This is a genomic window from Brucella intermedia LMG 3301 (assembly GCF_000182645.1).
Taxonomy (GTDB): domain Bacteria; phylum Pseudomonadota; class Alphaproteobacteria; order Rhizobiales; family Rhizobiaceae; genus Brucella; species Brucella intermedia.
This window is the reverse complement of record NZ_ACQA01000003.1, coordinates 97887-118073: the sequence shown is the minus strand read 5'-3', so window position 1 is coordinate 118073 and position 20187 is coordinate 97887. Positions and strand designations below refer to the sequence as shown.

Here is a 20187-nt window from a genome sequence, read left to right as displayed (position 1 = left end):
TGATGATGAAGATACCCTCGGCTGTGGCTGCGCCAGCCCGGCTTGTTCCACCGTTTCTGATCGCCCCGTTCGTCTCGCGTATATTCTTTCACGTGATGCGAGCCCACCCGGGGCTCTTCGAACGTCTCGGGGATTATGCGACGAAGCGTTTCCGTTTTCACCCGTCCGACATTCCGTTTGCTTTTGTGATTGAGCCGGACAAGCCACGCATCACGATCATGCGCGAAGATGAGGCGACGTCGGTCGATGCGGGCATAGAAGGACCGCTGGTTATGTTGCTTGCGCTCCTCGAGGGCAAACTTGATGGGGACGCGCTATTCTTCTCCCGGGACATTACCGTGACGGGCGACATGGAAGCCATGCTCGCACTTCGCAATGCGCTGGACGACTGCAACATAGATCTTCCATCCGATCTCGGCACCGGCGCGGGGCCATTTGCGCCGATGGTGCGCGGAATCGCAAATTTTGTGCGAAGCAAAGCCTTGGGCAAGGAAACTGACGGATGGAACTGATCTGCCCTGCAGGCACGCCGTCGGCCTTGCGCGAAGCGGTAAGTGCCGGAGCGGATGCCGTCTATTGTGGTTTTCGCGATGAAACGAATGCGCGTAACTTTCCCGGGCTGAACTTCAGCCGCGATGAGCTACGCGACGCAATCCAGTTCGCCCATTCCCGCAAAACGCAGGTTTTCGTTGCCATCAACACGTTCATGCGCGCGGGCGATGAACACATCTGGTATCGCGCCGTGGACGATGCCTCGACACTCGGCGCAGATGCCTTGATCCTCGCCGATTTTGGACTGATGGCCTATACGGCTGAAAAACATCCAACGCAGCGGCTTCACGTATCCGTACAAGCTTCCGCTTCCAACGCAGATGCAATCCAGTTTCTCGTTGATGCATTCAAGGCAAGGCGTGTCGTGCTGCCGCGCGTGCTGACGATCCCCGACATTGCAAAACTGGGCCGCAAGATCACTTGCGAAATGGAAGTCTTCGTATTTGGCGGATTATGCGTCATGGCTGAAGGGCGCTGCTCCCTGTCTTCTTACGCAACGGGCAGATCGCCCAACATGAACGGCGTTTGTTCACCGGCAAGCCATGTCCGCTACCGGCAGGATCGGCAGGAACTCGTTTCCGAACTCGGTGAATATACGATCAATCGTTTCCCGGTGGGCGAACCCACCGGCTACCCAACCCTTTGCAAGGGCCGCTTCAACATTGCAGACGAGCAAGGCTATGCCTTCGAAGACCCCGTTTCGCTCGACGTCATGAACCATATAGACGAGTTGCGGGCGGCGGGAGTCTCGGCGCTCAAGATTGAAGGTCGCCAGCGCGGCAAGGCTTATGTCAGCGAAGTCGTCTCCACGCTGCGTCAAACACTTGCGGCGTCTCCCGAGAGCCGTGCAGCCCTGCTATCGCGTCTCAGACTGCTGAGCGAGGGCCAGCAGACGACTTCAGGCGCTTACGACAAACGCTGGAGATAGACATGTCCGGAGCGAGCCTCAGCCTTGGTCCCGTTCTCTTTCTGTGGGACGGCCCTAAATGGCGCGATTTTTACTTCCGCATCGCCGACGAAGCGCCAATTACCAATGTGACTGTCGGTGAAATCGTCTGTTCCAAGCGGTTCCATTTCCTGACACCTTACATGGACGCCGTGATAGAGCGGCTGCAGCGCGCAGGAAAGCTAGTGAGCCTCGGTTCGCTGGCGCTGGTGATGCTTGAACGCGAAGCCAAGCAGGTCCGCCAAACGATCAAGGAAGCATCACTGCCTGTTGAGGCAAATGATCTGTCTGCATTGGGACTGTTGTCCGGCGTGCCGCACATGGTCGGTCCGCTGGTCAATGTTTACAATGCGGCAACCGCCAAGGTTCTTGCCACTCGCGGCGCGCAGTCGATTTGTCTTCCGCCGGAATTACCGATCAGCTCTATCCGGGAGATTGTCAAAGCTGCACCCGATATTGCTTTCGAAATATTCACGTTCGGACGAGTGCCGCTCGCCATTTCAGCCCGTTGCGCGCATGCGCGGTCCAAGGGTCACATAAAGGACAATTGTCAGTTTGTATGCGGTGAAGAACCGGACGGACTGCCCGTCAAAACGCTGGACAGCCAACCCTTCCTGGCTCTCAATGGCGTGCAGACGCTCTCTCATACCTGTCAGTCGCTGATCGAGGACCTGCCCGACCTGCTCCAAGCAGGGATCAGGCGTTTCAGACTGTCACCGCAGGATTGCGATATGGTGGAAGTGGCCCGCATTCATGACGATGTGCTGAAACAGGTAACCAGTCCGGACGAAGGAGCCGCGCGCCTGCGAAAAATCTATCCCGATGTGCCGCTCTCAAACGGTTTTCTGCACGGAAATATCGGAGCTGCATGGATCAGCCGGCAGCGTTCAGCCGCAGCACATTAGAGCGGTTCGTGTTCTAACAGCATCGCCGGAACCGCTCTAATTATTTGTTTTATCGCATTATCCAACGCATCGAAGCGGGATAAGAAATCAGTCCAGTGAACTGATTTCCCCGCGTAGACGTTTCACACTTTTGCTGGAAATGCTCTAGATCGATGTAACTCGACCTTCGGGCGACCGTGACACCTTCCTCCAAGAGACAGCTCACAGATGCACGAAAATATCAATCACGCTTCCTGAAAGTCGAAGCGTCAATTGCGAGCTTCTGCAGACGGGCATAGAGGCTTCGTCGCGGCAATTGCAACAGCTCTGCGGCGGCGCCGACGTCGCCGCTGAACCGGTCCAGCGTCGCCCGAATGACACTTTCTTCAAAACGATCCATCTGCTCCGACAGTGATGGCGGGTTGGGTTCCGCGACGGGATCGTGGCGCAGTCCCAGCACGACTTGCTTGGCATAGTTGCGCAACTCGCGAACATTCCCTGTCCATTCGTCTGAATTCAGCCTCGCTTCCATCGCCGCATCGATAGCCGGTCGCGACCGGCCAAACCGAGCTGCTGCTTCATCAAGAAAATAGGAGAAAAGCAAACCGATGTCCTTCCGCCGCTCACGCAGCGGAGGAACACGGAGCCTGACCGTTTCAAGGCGGTAGAACAAGTCGGAACGAAAGCGACCCGAGGCCACAGCTTCTTCGAGATTTCCTTTTGCAGCCGCGATGATCCTCAGATTCACGGCCCGTGGTTCCCCGGAAAGTGAGGGCAGTTCACGCTCCTCGACAACACGTAGCAGCTTACCCTGAACAGCTGGCGACATGCTGTCTATCTCATCGAGAAACAGGGTGCCACGATCCGCATCCGCTATCCTTCCACGCTGGATGCGACTGCCGAACAGGACTTCGTCCGCTATGGGATCCGGCAAAGCCGCGCAATCGATGGCAACGAAACCGCGTGCGTGGCGCGCGCTCCAGCGGGTGCAGAAGGCGGGCCACCAACTCCTTGCCTGTACCGGTTTCGCCTTCGATCAACACATCGACATCGACGCTGGCAAGCTGGCGGATCGTATCGCGCAACCGCATCATCACCGGCGTTTCGCCAAGCAAGGGATAATCCTGTTCGGCATCTGCCGCCGCCCGGCGAAGGCGACGATTTTCCAGTACCAGACGGCGCATTTCCAGTGCGCGCCGCACGCTCGATATCAGATGATCGGCGGCGAACGGTTTGGCAATGAAATCGAAAGCTCCCTTTTTGAGAGATGCCACAGCCATTCCAATGTCGCCGTGCCCGGTCATTAAAATGACCGGCAGTTCCGGGTCGCGCGCCAACAATGCTTCCATCACCGCATGCCCATCAACGCGCGGCATGCGAATATCGGTCACAACGATGCCTGGATAATCAGGCGTCAGACTGCTCAAAGCCGACTGCCCGTCACCATGCGCCTCAATATCGAGACCTGCGATCTCGAATGAATCGGCCAAGGCCGTACGAAATGCCGCATCGTCATCGACCAGCATGACCCGCAATGGCTCACTTTCCGTCACGGTGCCCCTCCTTTCCTGCACGTCTCAAAGTGGCAGCAAAAGCCGCGCCGCCAAGCCGCGATGGAATGACGTGCAATGTTCCTTCCATTTCAGTCATGAGGTCTCTTGCAATACCCAGGCCCAGGCCCAGCCCATCCGCTTTTCCGGTTACAAAGGGGCTGAAGATCTCATCGGCCAGCTTCGGTTCAATCCCCTCGCCGTTATCGTCCACGACAAGGGAAATTTGATCCCCTTCCTCCCGGATGCTGAATGCAACATGAGGATTATGGCTGGTCGCCACCGCATCCAATGCATTCTGCAGCAGGTTCACCAGCACCTGCTCGGATCGTATGCGGCAGGCGAGTATCACCATGTCGGATCGCTCAGGTATATCCAGTCGGACATTGGCGTTGCGGAACCTGTCTCCCATAAGCAGCATTGTGCCATCCACCAGTTCATTCAACGGAAGTGGGCGAACGATACCGCTCCGCCGGCGGGCAAACCGACGCATCTCCTGTGTGATGGAACCTATACGAGCCGTGAGCTCCACCGACGTACTAAGGTTACTGGCAACCTTGTCGAGCTTCCCATGTGCAAGATGATGCTGCGCGTTTTCCGCAAGTGTTCGAATGGTCGCGACTGGCTGATTGATCTCATGCACCAGTCCTGCGGTGATTGATCCGAGGGAAGCAAGGCGGTTTGCCTGGGCAAGCTCCTCCCGGGCATCGCGAAAGCGCTTGTCAGCCAGTTCCCGTTCCGCCATTTCGGCACTTAATGCCGCGGTACGTTCCTCAACCGCACTCTCAAGCTCTGTACGATAAGCCGCAGCACGCGCAGCGCGGCTTACCCGCCAATAAATCGCACCGGCTATTATGACGAAAACGAGCATCGCCGCCACGGTCACCAGACGGGCAAGATCATTTGCGGCCCGCAACGCTGGTCCCGTTGGTTCTATATGGACCAGTTTCAGCGCCGTTCCCGCAATCGGCTCATCGACAGCGATTGAATATCCGCCGGAAGGCTCGATCATCATTTCTTCCGGCGCAAAGCGATAATTGCTCGGTTTCATATCCGCCGCATTGAACTGCCCGCTTTCGATGATCTGCGCGCGTTCTGTGGTTGTTATCGGCTGAAACGAACGAAGGTCTTCGAATTTATCCGTAGAGGCGAGTATGATGCCCCGGGGATCGACAACGAAGGTTTGCCCAGGATCGTTGGACCAGGTTTGAACCAGCCTGTGAAACTCGAATTTTATCACGACCACACCGACCGGGTCAGCCTGATCGCCAATGCGCTGCGCGAGGAACAGACCAAAGCGCCCGCTCAGGTCACCTATGGCATAATATTCAGCCGAGCCCGCGGCCATCGCGCCCTTGAAATAAGGGCGGAAATCGTAGTTCCGCCCTACGAAGCTCTCTGGTGTATTGGCGTTGGAGGACGCGATAACAGTACCATCACGCGCTATGACATAGATGATTGGTGAGCCAATCTGGTGTGCAACAAGTTCGAGTTTCTGATTGAGACGGGCTGTGGCATCCCGCGAGCCACCGGCGAGCACATCGCGCAGATCGCTATATTCCTTTAAAACGACAGGCAGCAGCCGGAACTTCGCAAGTTCGCTGTCAATCAGTCGGGTCTGCTGGCGCGCAATAAGTGTTGCATCCTCGCGAAGACGATCAAGCGCCCCGCGTTCCGCCCACAGCCCGGCGGAAAACCACAGGCCGAGTGACAGCAGGAAAGCGAGGGTAACCAAAGCGAGTTTTGCGATCTTTGATGGCAGCTTCATTTGTGCCGATTTATGCAAACTTGAGCAAGGAGTCACGCAGAATCTTGCACACAATTTCCTGCGAACTATGCCGAGAATTGATAAACTTCATTTTGTTTCAAAGGCTTAAAAATTTTAACTCCTCTGTCTGGCGATGTTTTCTGCGCTGCAGCATGTTAGCGCCACTTCGAAATAGGGAGTTTCGAAGGGAGGAGTTAGCCGTGAACCACTTCAACATAGCACCAGCACCGCAATTGATATCCGGCGTCGCTCTTACCGGCCGGATCACTGATATTGCCTGCTCGAAGCTGAAGCGGAGTGCGGACTGAGATTCTTCACCAACGCTACACAAGTCTTCTCCCACAATCCCAAAAGGAAGTGCAGAGACAAGTTGAAGCGATGGAAAAACACCCCGAAACCGTTTCGTCGATCCGGTTAGCAAACAAGGGGTGAAATTCAAAAATCGAGAGATTTGAAGGAGCAACCATGGTCTCAATTACAAACGAACGGAGTGAAGTGCAAAGCACCAACAGCCGCCTGAAATCCATCATCGGCGGCTCGACCGGCAACCTCGTCGAATGGTTCGACTGGTATGTCTATGCAGCATTTGCGCTCTATTTTGCACCGCACTTCTTCCCGTCCGATAACCAGACCGCCCAGCTCATGAGCGCGGCCGCAGTCTTTGCGGTCGGTTTCGTCATGCGTCCTATCGGCGCTTGGATCATGGGTATTTATGCCGATCGCAAGGGCCGCAAGGCAGGTCTGGCGCTGTCCGTGACGCTCATGTGTGCCGGCTCGCTGATTATCGCGCTGACGCCGGACTACCAGACCATCGGGCTTGCAGCTCCCGCCCTCCTCGTGCTCGCCCGTTTGATGCAGGGCCTCTCGGTCGGCGGCGAATACGGCGCAAGCGCCACCTATCTGTCGGAAATGGCAGGCAAGGATCGCCGTGGCTTCTTCTCTTCCTTCCAGTATGTCACGCTCATTTCGGGGCAGCTTCTCGCAATCCTGCTTCTGATCGTGCTTCAGTCGACGATGGAAACCCCTGCGCTCGAATCCTGGGGCTGGCGTATTCCGTTCTTCATCGGCGCACTGCTTGCCGTTGTCGTGTTCTGGCTGCGTCGCGGCCTGGCGGAAACCGAGAGCTTCAAGAATGCAAAGACCAAGGACGCACCGAAATCCGGTTTCTGGACGCTTATCAAGCACCATCCGAAGGAAACCGCCCTCGTCATGCTTCTGACCGCTGGCGGCACGCTCGCCTTCTACGCATACTCGATCTACATGCAGAAGTTTCTGGTGAACACGTCCGGGTTCAGCCGTGAAGTGGCAAGCCAGATCAACGCCGTCACATTGTTCGTCTTCATGTGCCTGCAGCCCATCGCTGGCGCTTTGTCGGACAAGATCGGCCGCAAGCCGCTGATGATCGCGTTCGGCGCAGCCGGTGTTCTTTTCACCTATCCGATCTTCACGACCCTGGAACAGACCCGCGATCCGATCACCGCCGGCCTGTTGGTCATGGGTGCGCTCATCATCGTCACCGGCTACACTTCCATCAACGCTGTGGTGAAGGCGGAGCTTTTCCCGGCGCATATTCGCGCGCTCGGCGTCGCCCTGCCCTATGCGCTGGCCAACACCCTCTTCGGTGGCACCGCCGAATACGTCGCGTTGAGCTTCAAGAATGGCGGTTGGGAACGTGGTTTTTACTGGTATGTCACCATCATGATCGGCATTTCCCTGATTGTGTACCTGCGCATGCGCGATACCAGCAAGGACAGCATGATCAAGGAAGACTGACACAGCCTCCCAAGCGAAGAGATGCCGGGCCCAGTGCCCGGCATTTTTTTATTTCTCCTGCTGTACCGTCCGAAACCGTCCCGGGCTCTGCCCCATCCATTTATGAAATGCGCGATAAAAGGCGCTCGGTTCACTGTAGCCAAGTTCGGCGGCTACCGCCGCTACACTGAGGCTGTTTTCCTGCAGAAGCCGTTCGGCAGTCACGAAGCGCAACTCGTCCTTGATCGTGCCGAAACTCTGCCCCTCTCCCCGTAGCCTGCGCCGCAAGGTCGGTACGGACATGCCAAGTCCGCTTGCCAACTCTTCCAGGGACGGCCAGTCTGCCATTGGCAAGGCGTTCAGTTGCGACCGCACCCTTGCAGAGAGATCGTTATCATGACGATAGCGGATCAGAATATTGGCAGGAGCTTCGCGCAGAAAACTTTCCAGCGCCACATCGCTCCGAATGATCGGCAGCGACAGATAGGATGATGAGAAAACCAGTCGCGTGACCGGCTGGTCAAAGAGAACCGGCGCTCCGAAAAATTTATGATAATCCTGACGGTGGACAGGCGCAGGGCAGGCAAAGTCGAGCGTCCGCAGGGGAATACGCCGTCCGATCAGCCAGCAGGCCACTCCCATCAGGATCAGCCAATAGGCCCGATAGGCAAAGGCCGGTCTCGGAGGTCCGGCATCGGTCAGAACAACATGGGCCATGCCGTCGCGGATCCGCAATTCACCCTGCGGATCATCCAATACCACATTGAGAAACTGCAAGGCCCGCCGCAAGGCACGTTCCAGCGTGCCTGCATGCAAAACCGCGTGACAAAGGAGGTTGAAACTGCCGGGGCGCATCGGCCTTGCAGCCAGCCCGAAGAATTCATCATTGATCGTTTCGGCAATCAGCCACCACAAGCGACCGTATTCGACATTGGTGACGGGCTCAGTCACTCTTTCCGACAAGCCGATTTGGGCCATCAGGGGAGCTACATCTATCCCCCGAACGCGCACGCTTTCGAGCGCATCCTCGACAAAGCCCGGCGCGATATTGTGGCGCTCCATGCTCTTCCCATATTGCAAAATCGATCACACATTAATGCATCTAATGTCATTGTTTGCAATGCATGACGCGTTAACCTTCAGGAATGGTTGGCCACGAGGAGGTGGCGGTCAGGGAGGTTATACTGGATGACTGAAACGTCCGTTTCAGCGCGGCTGGCGCGTTATGAGGATGCCGTTGCGCAATTTCGCATCGAAGATGCTATCGCAAAGCTTCACGGCAATCCGGAAACCGGCATCAATGCCTGTGTTGAATGCTGCGACCGGCATATCGGTGATAATCGCGTCGCCTTGCGTGCCATTGCGGTAAATGGCGAACTTTCTGAACTCACCTTCGAGAACCTGCGCGATATGGCCGCTCGTGCGGGCAATGTACTGAAAGATGCAGGTGTCGGCGCTGGCGATGTCGTTGCAGGTCTGTTGCCGCGCACGCCAGAACTCATCGCAACCATTCTCGGCGCGTGGCGTATCGGCGCTGTCTATCAGCCGCTTTTCACCGCCTTCGGTCCCAAAGCGATTGAACATCGTCTGAAAACCAGCGGCGCAAAACTGGTCGTCACAAACACAGCCAATCGCGCCAAGCTTGCAGAAGTCGAAAAATGCCCCAAGGTCGCTACCGTTCTCGCATCCGGTGAAAGCCTGCCCGCCGGTGACATCGATTTTCGCCGTGCGACTGCGTCCGCTTCGGTTGACTGCCATCCGGTACTTCGCACAGGCAGCGACCTGTTCATGATGATGTCGACCTCCGGTACGGCCGGCCTGCCGAAAGGCGTGCCAGTCCCGCTTTATGCGCTGCTGGCATTCGGCGCCTATATGCGCGACGCCATCGGTCTGCGTTCCGACGATATTTTCTGGAATATTGCCGATCCGGGCTGGGCATATGGACTTTATTATGCCGTGACAGGACCATTGCAGCTAGGCATCGCAACCACGCTGTACGAAGGCGGCTTCACCGCTGAAAGCACCTACGATATCATTGAGCGTCTCGGTGTTACGAGCCTTGCCGGTTCACCGACCGCCTTCCGGCTGTTGATGGCGGAAGGACCGGAAGCAGCCAAACGCGTCAAGGGTCGCTTGCGCGTAGTATCGAGCGCCGGAGAGCCACTCAACCCGGAGGTTATTCGCTGGTTCGACGCATATCTCGGCGCACCGATCTATGATCATTACGGCCAGACGGAACTGGGCATGGTGGTCAATAATCATCACGGCCTTGGACACGCGGTCCGGCACGGGTCGGCTGGTTACGCCATGCCCGGCTATCGTGTGGCCGTTCTGGATGAACAAAGCAACGAACTCGGTCCTAACCAGCCTGGTATTCTTGCCGTCGATATAGCAAAATCGCCGCTTCTCTGGTTTTCCGGCTATTACAAGCAGGAAACGCCAGCCATTGCGGGCGGTTACTATCGCACTGGCGACACCGTGGAATTCGAGCCGGATGGTTCGATCAGTTTCATCGGCCGGGCTGACGACGTTATAACATCATCCGGTTACCGCATCGGACCGTTCGATGTGGAAAGCGCCCTTCTTGAACATGCAGCGGTCAATGAAGCCGCGGTCGTGGGCGTGCCGGACCCGCAACGCACGGAAATTGTGAAGGCATTCGTTATCCTTGCGCCGGGTTTCGAAGGTACGCAGGCACTGAAAGATGAACTGGCATTGCACGTGAAGACGCGGCTCTCCGCCCACGCCTATCCACGTGAAATCGACTTTCTAAGCGAACTTCCCAAGACACCGAGTGGAAAAATACAGCGTTTCCTCCTGCGCAAGGCGGAAATCGACAAACAGCAACAGACGAAGGCCTGAGGACAAGAATATGCAGATTAAGGATCGGGTATTCCTTATTACCGGTGCAAGCTCCGGCCTCGGCGCTGCGGTTGCGAAAATGGCCGTCGATGCTGGTAGCAAGGTTATGCTTCTGGATGTGAATGCAGAAGCAGGCGAATCGCAGGCGAAGGCGCTTGGCGCGGCAGCAAAGTTCCACCGCACGGATGTCACCAGCGACGAGGATGGCAAAGCAGCTATAGCAGCCGCACTGGAAGCGTTCGGACGCGTTGATGTGCTCGTCAATTGTGCCGGTGTCGCGCCCGGCGAAAAGGTCCTCGGACGCGACGGGGCGCATCGACTGGAAAGCTTCACGCGCGCAATTTCGATCAATCTGATCGGCACGTTCAATATGCTGCGCCTTGCCGCGGAAGCCATGGCAAAGAACGACCCCGGTGAAGGCGGGGAGCGCGGCGTCATCATCAACACCGCATCGGTTGCAGCCTTTGACGGCCAGATCGGTCAGGCTGCCTATTCCGCTTCCAAGGGCGGCGTTGCTGCGATGACCTTGCCGGTCGCCCGCGAACTTGCGCGTCACGGCATTCGGGTCATGACCATCGCACCGGGAATTTTCGCCACGCCGATGATGGCCGGCATGCCGCAGGAAGTGCAGGATGCGCTTGGTGCATCCGTGCCCTTCCCGCCTCGGCTGGGGCGTCCGGAAGAATATGCGGCTCTTGCCCGCCATATCGTGGAAAACCAGATGCTCAACGGTGAAGTCATCCGCCTGGATGGTGCACTTCGCATGGCAGCAAAATAAAGCCATTCCAGGAAAAGTGGAAACCGGTTTTCCGTCCGGAATTGCGTACGGAAAAAACCAACGAGGAACGATCATGTCCAACAGCGATCCCATTGTCATTGTCGGTGCTTCCCGTACTCCCATGGGTGGCTTTCAGGGCGATTTTGCCAGCGCTCAGGCTACAGACCTCGGTGCCGCGGCCATTCGTGGCGCACTTGCAGGAGCGGGGCTTGCGCCAGAAGCGGTCGAAGACGTCTATATGGGCTGCGTTCTGCCCGCCGGTCAGGGACAGGCTCCGGCGCGTCAGGCTTCGATCAAAGCCGGAATACCCGTTTCCACTGGCGCGACGACCATCAACAAGATGTGCGGCTCCGGCATGAAGGCGACCATGCTCGCCCATGATCTTCTCCTCGCGGGTTCCGCCAATGTGATCGTCTCAGGCGGCATGGAAAGCATGACCAATGCCCCCTATCTGCTGCCCAAGGCACGTGGCGGGTATCGTATGGGACACGGCCAGATTCTCGACCACATGTTCCTTGACGGGCTTGAAGACGCATATGACAAAGGCCGTCTCATGGGCACCTTTGCCGAAGATTGCGCGGAAGCCTATCAATTCACCCGTGAAGCTCAGGATGAATTCGCCATTGCCTCACTGACGCGTGCGCAGAATGCTATCAAGGATGGGCTTTTCGCCGCCGAAATCACGCCCGTCACCGTGAAGGCTGGGCGCAGCGAAGTTGAAGTTTCGATTGACGAGCAGCCCGGCAAGGCGAAACTGGACAAGATACCGACCCTTCGCCCGGCATTTCGCGACGGTGGCACTGTGACGGCCGCCAATTCCTCCTCGATCTCGGATGGGGCAGCTGCACTCATTCTCATGCGCGCATCGGAGGCGGAAAAGCGCGGGCTCACCCCGCGCGCCGTTCTGGTCGGCCATGCCACCCATGCCGACAAGCCGAACCTTTATCCAACTGCCCCCATCGGCGCGATAAGCAAGCTTTCGGAAAAGATCGGCTGGAACCTGAGTGATGTCGATCTTTTTGAGATCAACGAGGCCTTTGCAGTTGTCGCCATGGCTGCCATGCGCGATCTCGATCTTCCGCACGACAAGGTCAATATTCATGGTGGCGCCTGCGCCCTTGGCCATCCAATCGGCGCGTCGGGTGCCCGCATTCTTGTGACCCTGCTTTCAGCCCTCGAAACCCATGGCCTGAAGCGCGGCGTGGCTGGCATCTGTTTGGGCGGTGGCGAGGCCACCGCCGTAGGCATTGAGAGGATTGTCTGATGCTCTTGAACGATACGCAGGAGCAGATTCGCGAAGCTGCCCGGCAGTTCGCACAGGAACGGCTTGCGCCGGGTGCTGCCGCACGCGACAGGGAGCACGCCTTTCCGCGCGCAGAACTCAGCGAAATGGGAGAGCTTGGCTTTCTCGGAATGCTGGTGTCGGAAGAATGGGGCGGCTCCGATCTCGGTACGGTTGCCTATGCGCTGGCGCTGGAAGAGATCGCGGCCGGCGATGGGGCATGTTCGACCATCGTTTCGGTCCATTCATCGGTCGGCTGCGTTCCCATCCTCCGTTTCGGCACCGAAGAGCAGAAACAGCGGTTTTTGCCCAAAATGGCGTCTGGCGAATGGATTGGCGGGTTCGCATTGACCGAACCCCAAGCCGGTTCCGATGCCTCCGCGCTCAAAACCCGTGCACGCCGCGATGGTGATCATTATGTGATCGATGGTTCCAAACAGTTCATCACGTCGGGCAAGAATGGCAGCGTAGTGATCGTGTTTGCCGTTACCGATCCATCGGCTGGCAAGAAAGGCATCTCGGCTTTCATCGTGCCGACCGATACACCGGGTTATGAGGTCGTTTCAGTCGAACACAAGCTCGGCCAGCATTCGTCTGATACATGTGCGCTCGCTTTCACAAACATGCGCATTCCGGTGGAAAACCGGCTGGGTGAAGAGGGCCAGGGCTACAAGATTGCGCTTGCCAATCTGGAAGGCGGGCGCATCGGTATCGCCGCACAGTCAGTCGGGTTGGCCCGCGCCGCATTTGAAGCCGCGCGTGCTTATGCCAGGGAACGCGTTACATTCGGCAAGCCGATCATCGAGCATCAAGCGGTCGCGTTCCGGCTCGCGGATATGGCGACAAAAATTGAGGCGGCCCGGCAGATGGTGCTGCATGCAGCCGCATTGCGTGAAGCAGGCAAACCCTGTTTGACGGAAGCTTCGATGGCCAAACTTGTCGCTTCGGAAATGGCCGAACAGGTCTGCTCCGCCGCAATCCAGATTCACGGCGGTTACGGGTATCTGGCTGATTATCCGGTTGAGCGCATTTATCGTGATGTTCGCGTATGCCAGATTTACGAAGGCACGAGCGACGTACAACGTCTCGTTATTGCACGGGGATTGTGATCGTCTCCCTGCAATAATGTTTGCAAGTCACGATGAAAATCGACCAAAGAGCGCATGCGGATAAGCGTGTAATCCGCGGCACATTGTGAGGCCCGATGACTGTTCGCCCGATTGTAAGCTATCCGGATAAACGGCTGCGTGCCGTAGCCGATCCTGTCACCCTGTTCGACAGCGCTTTGCAGGAACTGGGAACCGATCTCCTCGACACGATGCGAGCAGCCCCGGGCATCGGGATCACCGCGCCGCATATCGGTATTGCAATGCGTTTGGTGGTTCTGGAACTGCCTGAAGCAGGCCCGAAATTCTATGTGAACCCGCAAATCCTCTGGGCTTCAGAAGAAAAGATCCATCATCAGGAAGGTAGCGTTTCCATGCCGGGCGTTGTCGATGAGGTCGAACGCCACGCCCGCATCAAAATCCGCTATCAGGACCTCGACGGGAACGAGCAAACCGAGGAATCGGAAGGCCTGCTCGCCGTTTGCCATCAGCATGAAATAGACCAGCTTGACGGTATTTTCTGGATACAGCGCCTCTCGCGATTGCGCCGCGACCGCCTCGTCAAACGTTATGAGAAATCGCAGCGCCAGCGATAGTTAGCGCTGCGAAATAGATCAATAGAGCAAACGCGCACGAATGGTGCCTGGAATTTCGCGAATGGCCTGCAAGACCGTTTCGCTGGCGTCGCCGACGCCGTCAGCTTCCATAACAAGATAACCCACTTCGCCATCGGTCTGCAGAAACTGACTGGCGATATTGATGTTATGTGTCGAGAAAACATTCACGAGGCTGTTGAGAATGCCGGGGCGGTTTTCATGCACGTGCATGAAACGCGTACCCGTCGGGCGCGGCGGCAACTGCACCTGCGGGAAGTTGACGGCACCCAAGGTAGAGCCGACATCGGAATATTCGACCAGTTTTCGGGTGACTTCCAAACCGATACGTTCCTGCGCTTCTTCCGTCGATCCACCGATATGCGGCGTGAGAATGACGTTTTCCAGTCCCTGAATGGGCGAAACGAATTTGTCGTTGTTGGAGGCTGGTTCAACCGGGAACACGTCGATGGCAGCACCTGCGAGGTGGCCTTCCTGCAGGACCTTCGCCAGAGCCTCCAGATCGACAACCGTACCGCGAGCATTATTGATGAGGAAAGCGCCCTTTTTCATCTTCCGCAGTTTTGCTTCGGTAATCAGCTTCGAAGTCGATTTGTTCGACGGTACGTGCAGGCTGACGACGTCCGAAATCTTCAACAACTCATCAAGGCTCGCAGCCGGTTTGACATTGCCATATTGCAGTTTGTCGGAAGTGTCGAAATAGCGGACCGTCATGCCGAGGCTCTCAGCCAGATTGCCGACCTGCGAACCGATATTGCCATAGCCTACAATACCCAGCGTCTTGCCGCGCACTTCGCGGCTGCCGGTTGCCGTCTTATCCCAACCGCCTGCATGCGCAGAGACCGAACGCGGGAAGATCCGACGCATCAGCATGATGATTTCGCCAATCACCAGTTCCGCCACCGAACGGGTGTTCGAAAATGGTGCATTGAAGACCGGAATGCCGCGCTTGCGGGCTGCTTTCAGTTCAACCTGGTTGGTCCCGACGGAGAAGCAGCCGACTGCTATCAAGCGGTTAGCCGCAGCAAAAATCTCTTCGGTCAACTGCGTGCGGGAACGAATACCGACAATATGCGCTGACGAAATCGCTTCGATCAGATCGGCCTTATCCAGCGCCTTCGGCAAATGCGTGACATTGGTGTAACCGGAGGCTTTGAAGTAATCGACGGCCGTCTGGTTAATGCCTTCCAGCAGAAGAACATTGATGCGGTCGCGAGCGAGGGAGAGACGTTCAGTCATTTTGGGGATTTCCAAGCTGTAACAGCGAATAGTCGGTTTACGACATGAATGAACGCAAAGCCGTCGTCAACAGGATGAACTGAAAGATTTTACCCCGATTGCAGATTCACGAAGAAAGTGAACGGAGCATCGCCTTTCCGGAACGCCAAAGAGGCCTATCTGATAGGACATGACAAGCGGGACAGGGACGGCATTTCCCTGTCCCTGATGGCGTCGGACTTCATCTTAACAACCGGAGGAATGCTCTCTATGAGTGAAATGATCACTCTCGACACCCATGAAGCCATTCGCGACTGGGTGGCTGCTCGCAACGGAAATCCGGCATTTGTCAGCACCTCCATAGGTCCCGATGCTGCGCCGGTCTTGCGAATTGTTTTCGAACCAGAGTTTGTCGCCGATGTCGAACGCCCGCTGGACGCGGGCGGTCTTGAAATCGTCGAATGGGAAGATTGGTTTCGCCTGTTCGACCGGCAAAAACTCGTGATGCTTGTGGCACACTCGAAGCCGGGAAAACTCGACTTTTACTACCAGATTCTTCCGGGCTGACCGCTTTCCAGACCTTTACCGAGTACATAAGGCGGACCAGTTTGAAACTGGCCCGCTGGACTGAACATTCAGCCCTTCAGTTTCCGACCAATGACTTTTGCAACCAGCGCCAGCGAAATGGCTCCCGCGTCCGGATGACCGATACTCTTGTCGGCAAGCGGCCTTGCGCGGCCGAGTTTCGGGGCCAGAGGCGCCGTCGCTTCGGCTGCTGCCTTTGCTATATCGGCAGCTTTATTCCATGCATCCGCCAGCCGAACACCTGCTGCAAACTCATTTTCGAGCGTCTCCACAAAAGGCACGAAAGCATCCACCAATGTCTTGTCGCCGGGTTTGGCCCGGCCAAGCGTGGTGACGGCATCGAGCGCGCGCCTGCCGCCGCGAACGACTGCTCCATCATCAATGCTGCCATTGTCGGACAGTTCTGTGCTCCATGAGCGCAGCAGAAGCCCCCATAGCGCTCCGGATGTTCCTCCGGCTCGATCTGCCCAAGCGTCACCGGCTACAGCCAATACGCTTGCGGACCCGGCTCCAGCTTTCACGGCTTGATCCGCAGCCTCCCTTGCAGCCGCGGAGCCGCGTCGCATACCCTGCCCGTGATCGCCATCGCCGGCAAAGGCATCAATGCGGCCCAGCTCTTCTTCGGCTTCAACCAGTGCGTCACCGACGGTGTGCAGAATAGCTTGAATGCAGGCACCCCCTGCTCGTCCTGCCTCATCCGCCTGGGCAAAAACCGGGGCTGCATCCTCATTGGCGATGATATCGTCAGCGGGTTCGACTGCAATGGCTGCGCCGCGACGAAGAACCGGGGTATCGCAAGCTGCCGTCCAATAGCGCTCGAGTTCTTCATCGAGCCACAGGAGTGTCAGTGAGCACCCTTGCATATCGAGACTGGTAACAAATTCACCCGCTTCCGGTGCCACAATATCAAGACCGAATTTTTGCAGAAGCGACGCGATCGCCGTCCACAAGACAAACAGCTCTTCATATTTTGTCGCACCGAGGCCGTTCAGGATAACGCCAACCCTTTGCGTTCCTTCCGGACGCTCCGCCAGAAGCTTCTCCACCAACAGGCTTGCCAGACCGGAGGCAGGCAGGATCGCCTCTTCCTTGATTCCTGGTTCGCCATGAATGCCGAGACCAAGCGCCATCTGGCCTTCCGGTACGGTGAAGAGCGGATGTGGAGCGCCAGGCAATGTGCAGCCTTTGAAGGCAACGCCAAAGGAGACAGTGTTCGCGTTGGCCTGACGCGACAGCCGTTCGACCTCATCCAGGGACAGACCGGCTTCGGCAGCCGCGCCAGCAATCTTGAACACGACCAGATCGCCAGCAATGCCGCGCCGCTTTTCGTGCATATTCGCCGGAGCGCTGGCCACATCGTCCGTTACCGGCAGGATGCGTACGTCGATCCCTTCGGCACGCAGGCGCTCGGCGGCAACGCCGAAATTGAGGACATCGCCTGCATAATTACCAAAGCCCAGAAGAATACCACCGCCCTTATGCGCCTGGCGGCAGACGCGGGCTACTGCCGCTGTCGAAGGTGAGGCGAATACGTCGCCAGCAACAGCTGCATCGGCTAGACCCGGTCCCACATATCCGGCAAACGCCGGGTAATGGCCGGAGCCGCCCCCCACAACCACAGCGACCTTGCCTTGAGGTACCTTTGTCGAGCGAACAACGCCGCCCCGCACGTGGCGAACATAGCGGTTATAGATACTGGCAAACCCGGCAAGAGCGGTCGAGGCAAACTCCTCCGGCGCGTCGAAAATCGTCGTCATTGAAACAGTCCTTGGTCTGGGTCATTAGCCGCGTGGCAGGATGCGGCGCAGATAGTCACGATTTGTAGCCGAAACGGAAAGCCCGTCGCCACCATAATGTTCACATAAAAACGGGCTGGCAAATCCGTGATCCAGCGCCATTCCGATCGCGGCGCGATAATTGATGATGCCGCTTTCAAGCGGAGCCGGATGCGTGACGATTACACCCGATGCGGGATCTTCAGTGCGGGTGTAGTTCTTGACGTGCCAGAACTTTGCGTAAGGCGCCACCTTTTCCATCATCTGCTGCCAATGCTCGACCGGACGGTGCAGACGAATGAGATTGCCCAGATCGGCATTGATCCCGACATTGTCGAGACCGACTTCCTCGACAAAACGAACTGAACTGTCCGCAGTGCCAAGATAAGTATCCTCATACATTTCAAGCGAAAGCTCTATATCGAGCTCCTCCGCATGGCGTCCGAGTTCGCGAATTCGCTCCACGGCCTTTTTCCAGACAGCCGGATCGTCCGGGTTCTTCGCCCCGTCAACCGTCCAGAACCACAATGCCTGTTTCTGTGCATTCGTCAGCGGTTCAAACAATCCGAAGGAAACGCTGCCCGCGCCGATCTCTTTCGCCGTGTCGATAACTCGATGCCCATAGGCCAGATATTCATCGCCGCGCTGGGCGTCGATCACACTGCGCCGTGAAGTCGAAATTGCAGGAATGGTGAAGCCTAGCGATTTGGCAACGGTCATGAATTCAGCGAGGCGTGCAGGCGACAAATCAGCGAGCCGCAGCCAGCTGTCTGTCGGGTCAAGTTCCGTAAAACCTGCGTCCGCAACATCGGACAAGGTGCAAGCCCAATCTTCCGCCGACTGATCCTGCACCGAACTGCCATCCGGCAGCATATTGGGATACTGGATCATCGCCGCTGCAATTGGCCAGGTTTCGCGTGTCCATTTGGAAGTTGTCTGTTTCAACTTGCATTCCTGTTTTTTTGCATCATCCATCGGGATCAGGCCACATTGCCATTGCCGGAGGGAACCTGGGGCTTGCGGTTCCGCAGCCTGCCGATTGCCCAGAATAGGGCTGGGGAGACCAGCAGGAAGACGCCGAGCGTCATCAACGAGGCAACCAGGCCATTCGACCAGAATATCGAGAGCTGACCGCCGGACATCATCATCGACTGGCGGAATGCATCTTCTGCCTTGTCGCCGAGAACCATGGCGAGAACCAAAGGCGCCAGCGGATAATCGAGCTTCTTGAAGATGTAGCCCAGCACACCGAATGCGATCACCAGCCAGACATCGGTTATCGAGTTGGCAACCTGATAAGCGCCGGAGAAAATGACCGCGACAATGATCGGACCAATGATCGAGAACGGCACGCGCAGAATAGATGCGTAGAGCGGCACGGTCGCAATCACCAGAATGACGGCGACAATGTTGCCGAGATACATGGAGGCAATCAGACCCCAGACGAAATCCGGACGATCCGTGAACAATGTCGGACCCGGAGTGAGCCCCCAGATCATCAGCCCACCCATCATCACGGCAGCGGTTGCCGACCCCGGCACGCCCAGTGCCAGCATGGGGAGAAGGGCGGATGTGCCAGCAGAATGGTCGGCGGTTTCCGGCGCGACGATCCCGCGAGGATCGCCTTTGCCGAACTTCGATTTGTCCCGTGCAGAACGGCGAGCCACCCCGTAGCTCATGAAGGATGCAGCGGTTGGTCCTGCGGGGGTTATACCCATCCAGATGCCGATCAGCGTGGAACGAGCGAGCGTAAACCAATAGCGCGGCATTTCGAGAAGAGTGCGCCCGATCTCGCCAAGACGCACCCGCGCCTTGATACCGTCGAAACGAAGCCCCTCCTCCGTCGTCAGCAACAATTCACCAATCCCGAACAGGCCCATCACCGCGATTAAGAAGGAGATACCCTTGATAAGTTCCGGTATGTCGAATGTCAGACGCAGATTGCCGGAGATCGTGTCCATACCTACGGAAGCAAAGGCGAAGCCAATCATCATGGAAACGAGCGTCTTGAACGGCGATTGCGCGCCCATGGATATGAAACTGGCGAAAGCCAGAAAATAAACAGCGAAATATTCCGGGGATGAAAACCGCAGGGCGAAATTGGCGACCCAACTTGAGAGCAGTGTAATCATCACCACGCCAGCCAGTGCGCCGATCCCAGCCGAGACGAATGCCAGCGTCAGCGCGCGGCTCGCATGTCCGGCCTTCGCCATCGGATAGCCGTCGAAAGTGGTGGCTACGGACGAAGGTTCCCCCGGAATGTTGAACAGAATGGACGTTGTCGACCCACCGAACAATGCCCCCCAATACATGCACGAGAGCAGAATAATCGCGGAGATCGGGTCCATCGTGAATGTCAGCGGCAAAAGCAGGGAAACGCCATTGGGCGCGCCCAATCCCGGCAGGACACCGACCAGAATTCCAAGCGTCACCCCCAGCATCATCAGCAGAACATGATTGAAACTGAGTATGTGGGCGAAGCCATCCATCAGGAGACTGAAGTTTTCCATGTCTT

General features: G+C 57.1%; 16 protein-coding genes and 1 pseudogene. 10 read left to right on the top strand and 7 right to left on the bottom strand.

Translation table 11 applies throughout. From position 1 onward, the window contains the following. The first annotated feature begins 2 nt into the window (after positions 1 to 2). From ubiT to ubiV, 3 genes are read left to right on the top strand one after another with little or no spacing between them, the layout of a single operon-like run. Complete coding sequence (gene ubiT, locus OINT_RS21990) at positions 3 to 512, top strand: ubiquinone anaerobic biosynthesis accessory factor UbiT (RefSeq protein WP_006472089.1); 510 nt, start codon at positions 3 to 5, stop codon at positions 510 to 512. Next, positions 503 to 1480 carry a ubiquinone anaerobic biosynthesis protein UbiU gene (ubiU, locus tag OINT_RS21985; RefSeq protein ID WP_006470146.1) on the top strand — a complete coding sequence of 326 codons (978 nt, stop codon included), beginning with the start codon at positions 503 to 505 and terminating at the stop codon, positions 1478 to 1480. The genes ubiT and ubiU overlap by 10 nt, the downstream gene beginning before the upstream one ends. A gap of 2 nt (positions 1481 to 1482) precedes the next feature. Continuing rightward, complete coding sequence (gene ubiV, locus OINT_RS21980) at positions 1483 to 2403, top strand: ubiquinone anaerobic biosynthesis protein UbiV (protein ID WP_006470145.1); 921 nt, start codon at positions 1483 to 1485, stop codon at positions 2401 to 2403. Positions 2404 to 2623: 220 nt separating this feature from the next. Here ubiV and OINT_RS21975 read toward each other — a convergent pair. Next, a pseudogene (locus tag OINT_RS21975) lies at positions 2624 to 3935 on the bottom strand (sigma-54-dependent transcriptional regulator). Then, on the bottom strand, positions 3922 to 5700 hold the full coding sequence (locus OINT_RS21970; protein WP_006472091.1) for a sensor histidine kinase: 1779 nt from the start codon (positions 5698 to 5700) through the stop codon (positions 3922 to 3924). The pseudogene OINT_RS21975 and the gene OINT_RS21970 overlap by 14 nt, the downstream one beginning before the upstream one ends. A gap of 465 nt (positions 5701 to 6165) precedes the next feature. On the opposite strand from OINT_RS21970, the gene OINT_RS21965 reads away from it, so the two are divergent. After that, the gene (locus OINT_RS21965) at positions 6166 to 7473 is read left to right on the top strand and encodes an MFS transporter (protein WP_006470142.1); all 1308 of its coding nucleotides are present in this window, start codon (positions 6166 to 6168) and stop codon (positions 7471 to 7473) included. A gap of 48 nt (positions 7474 to 7521) precedes the next feature. Here the strand turns inward: OINT_RS21965 and OINT_RS21960 are convergent, their stop codons facing one another. After that, positions 7522 to 8514 (bottom strand): AraC family transcriptional regulator, encoded by a 993-nt coding sequence (locus OINT_RS21960; protein WP_006472092.1) that lies wholly within the window; start codon positions 8512 to 8514, stop codon positions 7522 to 7524. Positions 8515 to 8640: 126 nt separating this feature from the next. Here OINT_RS21960 and OINT_RS21955 point away from each other — a divergent pair, with 126 nt between their 5' ends. From OINT_RS21955 to OINT_RS21935, 5 genes are all read left to right on the top strand, one after another. Beyond that, positions 8641 to 10314 (top strand): acyl-CoA synthetase, encoded by a 1674-nt coding sequence (locus OINT_RS21955; protein WP_006472093.1) that lies wholly within the window; start codon positions 8641 to 8643, stop codon positions 10312 to 10314. Between the two features lie 10 nt (positions 10315 to 10324). After that, positions 10325 to 11092, top strand: a complete 768-nt coding sequence (locus OINT_RS21950) for a 3-hydroxyacyl-CoA dehydrogenase (protein WP_006472094.1) — start codon at positions 10325 to 10327, stop codon at positions 11090 to 11092. A gap of 73 nt (positions 11093 to 11165) precedes the next feature. Beyond that, a complete protein-coding gene (locus OINT_RS21945) occupies positions 11166 to 12356 on the top strand; it encodes an acetyl-CoA C-acyltransferase (protein WP_006472095.1) in 1191 nt (396 codons plus the stop codon). Further along, a complete protein-coding gene (locus tag OINT_RS21940; protein ID WP_006470137.1) occupies positions 12356 to 13483 on the top strand; it encodes an acyl-CoA dehydrogenase family protein in 1128 nt (375 codons plus the stop codon). Before OINT_RS21945 ends, OINT_RS21940 begins: the two co-directional genes overlap by 1 nt. Positions 13484 to 13578: 95 nt before the next feature. After that, entirely contained in the window at positions 13579 to 14076 is a 498-nt protein-coding gene (locus OINT_RS21935) for a peptide deformylase (protein ID WP_006470136.1), read from the top strand. Positions 14077 to 14094: 18 nt separating this feature from the next. Here the strand turns inward: OINT_RS21935 and serA are convergent, their stop codons facing one another. After that, entirely contained in the window at positions 14095 to 15333 is a 1239-nt protein-coding gene (gene serA, locus OINT_RS21930; protein WP_006472096.1) for a phosphoglycerate dehydrogenase, read from the bottom strand. A gap of 249 nt (positions 15334 to 15582) precedes the next feature. On the opposite strand from serA, the gene OINT_RS21925 reads away from it, so the two are divergent. Continuing rightward, positions 15583 to 15879, top strand: coding sequence for a hypothetical protein (locus OINT_RS21925; RefSeq protein ID WP_006472097.1), 297 nt, complete (start codon positions 15583 to 15585; stop codon positions 15877 to 15879). A gap of 68 nt (positions 15880 to 15947) precedes the next feature. Here OINT_RS21925 and OINT_RS21920 read toward each other — a convergent pair whose 3' ends face one another. The 3 genes from OINT_RS21920 to OINT_RS21910 are packed head-to-tail and all read right to left on the bottom strand — an operon-like array spanning position 15948 to position 20182. Continuing rightward, complete coding sequence (locus OINT_RS21920) at positions 15948 to 17654, bottom strand: dihydroxyacetone kinase family protein (protein ID WP_006470133.1); 1707 nt, start codon at positions 17652 to 17654, stop codon at positions 15948 to 15950. A gap of 24 nt (positions 17655 to 17678) precedes the next feature. Beyond that, positions 17679 to 18647: a sugar phosphate isomerase/epimerase family protein gene (locus OINT_RS21915; RefSeq protein WP_006470132.1), complete on the bottom strand. Its 969-nt coding sequence runs from the start codon at positions 18645 to 18647 to the stop codon at positions 17679 to 17681. Between the two features lie 5 nt (positions 18648 to 18652). Beyond that, positions 18653 to 20182, bottom strand: coding sequence for a tripartite tricarboxylate transporter permease (locus tag OINT_RS21910; protein ID WP_006470131.1), 1530 nt, complete (start codon positions 20180 to 20182; stop codon positions 18653 to 18655). Positions 20183 to 20187 lie beyond the last annotated feature (5 nt).

Excerpts from the sequence above, each read along its gene's own strand:
- OINT_RS21970 (WP_006472091.1), bottom strand. The coding sequence starts at position 5,700 with ATGAAGCTGCCATCAAAGATCGCAAAACTCGCTTTGGTTACCCTCGCT.
- OINT_RS21910 (WP_006470131.1), bottom strand. The coding sequence starts at position 20,182 with ATGGAAAACTTCAGTCTCCTGATGGATGGCTTCGCCCACATACTCAGT.
- OINT_RS21950 (WP_006472094.1), top strand. The coding sequence starts at position 10,325 with ATGCAGATTAAGGATCGGGTATTCCTTATTACCGGTGCAAGCTCCGGC.
- OINT_RS21920 (WP_006470133.1), bottom strand. The coding sequence starts at position 17,654 with ATGACGACGATTTTCGACGCGCCGGAGGAGTTTGCCTCGACCGCTCTT.
- OINT_RS21925 (WP_006472097.1), top strand. The coding sequence starts at position 15,583 with ATGAGTGAAATGATCACTCTCGACACCCATGAAGCCATTCGCGACTGG.
- OINT_RS21935 (WP_006470136.1), top strand. The coding sequence starts at position 13,579 with ATGACTGTTCGCCCGATTGTAAGCTATCCGGATAAACGGCTGCGTGCC.
- OINT_RS21960 (WP_006472092.1), bottom strand. The coding sequence starts at position 8,514 with ATGGAGCGCCACAATATCGCGCCGGGCTTTGTCGAGGATGCGCTCGAA.
- ubiT (WP_006472089.1), top strand. The coding sequence starts at position 3 with ATGATGAAGATACCCTCGGCTGTGGCTGCGCCAGCCCGGCTTGTTCCA.
- OINT_RS21955 (WP_006472093.1), top strand. The coding sequence starts at position 8,641 with ATGACTGAAACGTCCGTTTCAGCGCGGCTGGCGCGTTATGAGGATGCC.
- OINT_RS21945 (WP_006472095.1), top strand. The coding sequence starts at position 11,166 with ATGTCCAACAGCGATCCCATTGTCATTGTCGGTGCTTCCCGTACTCCC.
- OINT_RS21915 (WP_006470132.1), bottom strand. The coding sequence starts at position 18,647 with ATGGATGATGCAAAAAAACAGGAATGCAAGTTGAAACAGACAACTTCC.
- OINT_RS21965 (WP_006470142.1), top strand. The coding sequence starts at position 6,166 with ATGGTCTCAATTACAAACGAACGGAGTGAAGTGCAAAGCACCAACAGC.
- ubiV (WP_006470145.1), top strand. The coding sequence starts at position 1,483 with ATGTCCGGAGCGAGCCTCAGCCTTGGTCCCGTTCTCTTTCTGTGGGAC.
- ubiU (WP_006470146.1), top strand. The coding sequence starts at position 503 with ATGGAACTGATCTGCCCTGCAGGCACGCCGTCGGCCTTGCGCGAAGCG.
- OINT_RS21940 (WP_006470137.1), top strand. The coding sequence starts at position 12,356 with ATGCTCTTGAACGATACGCAGGAGCAGATTCGCGAAGCTGCCCGGCAG.
- serA (WP_006472096.1), bottom strand. The coding sequence starts at position 15,333 with ATGACTGAACGTCTCTCCCTCGCTCGCGACCGCATCAATGTTCTTCTG.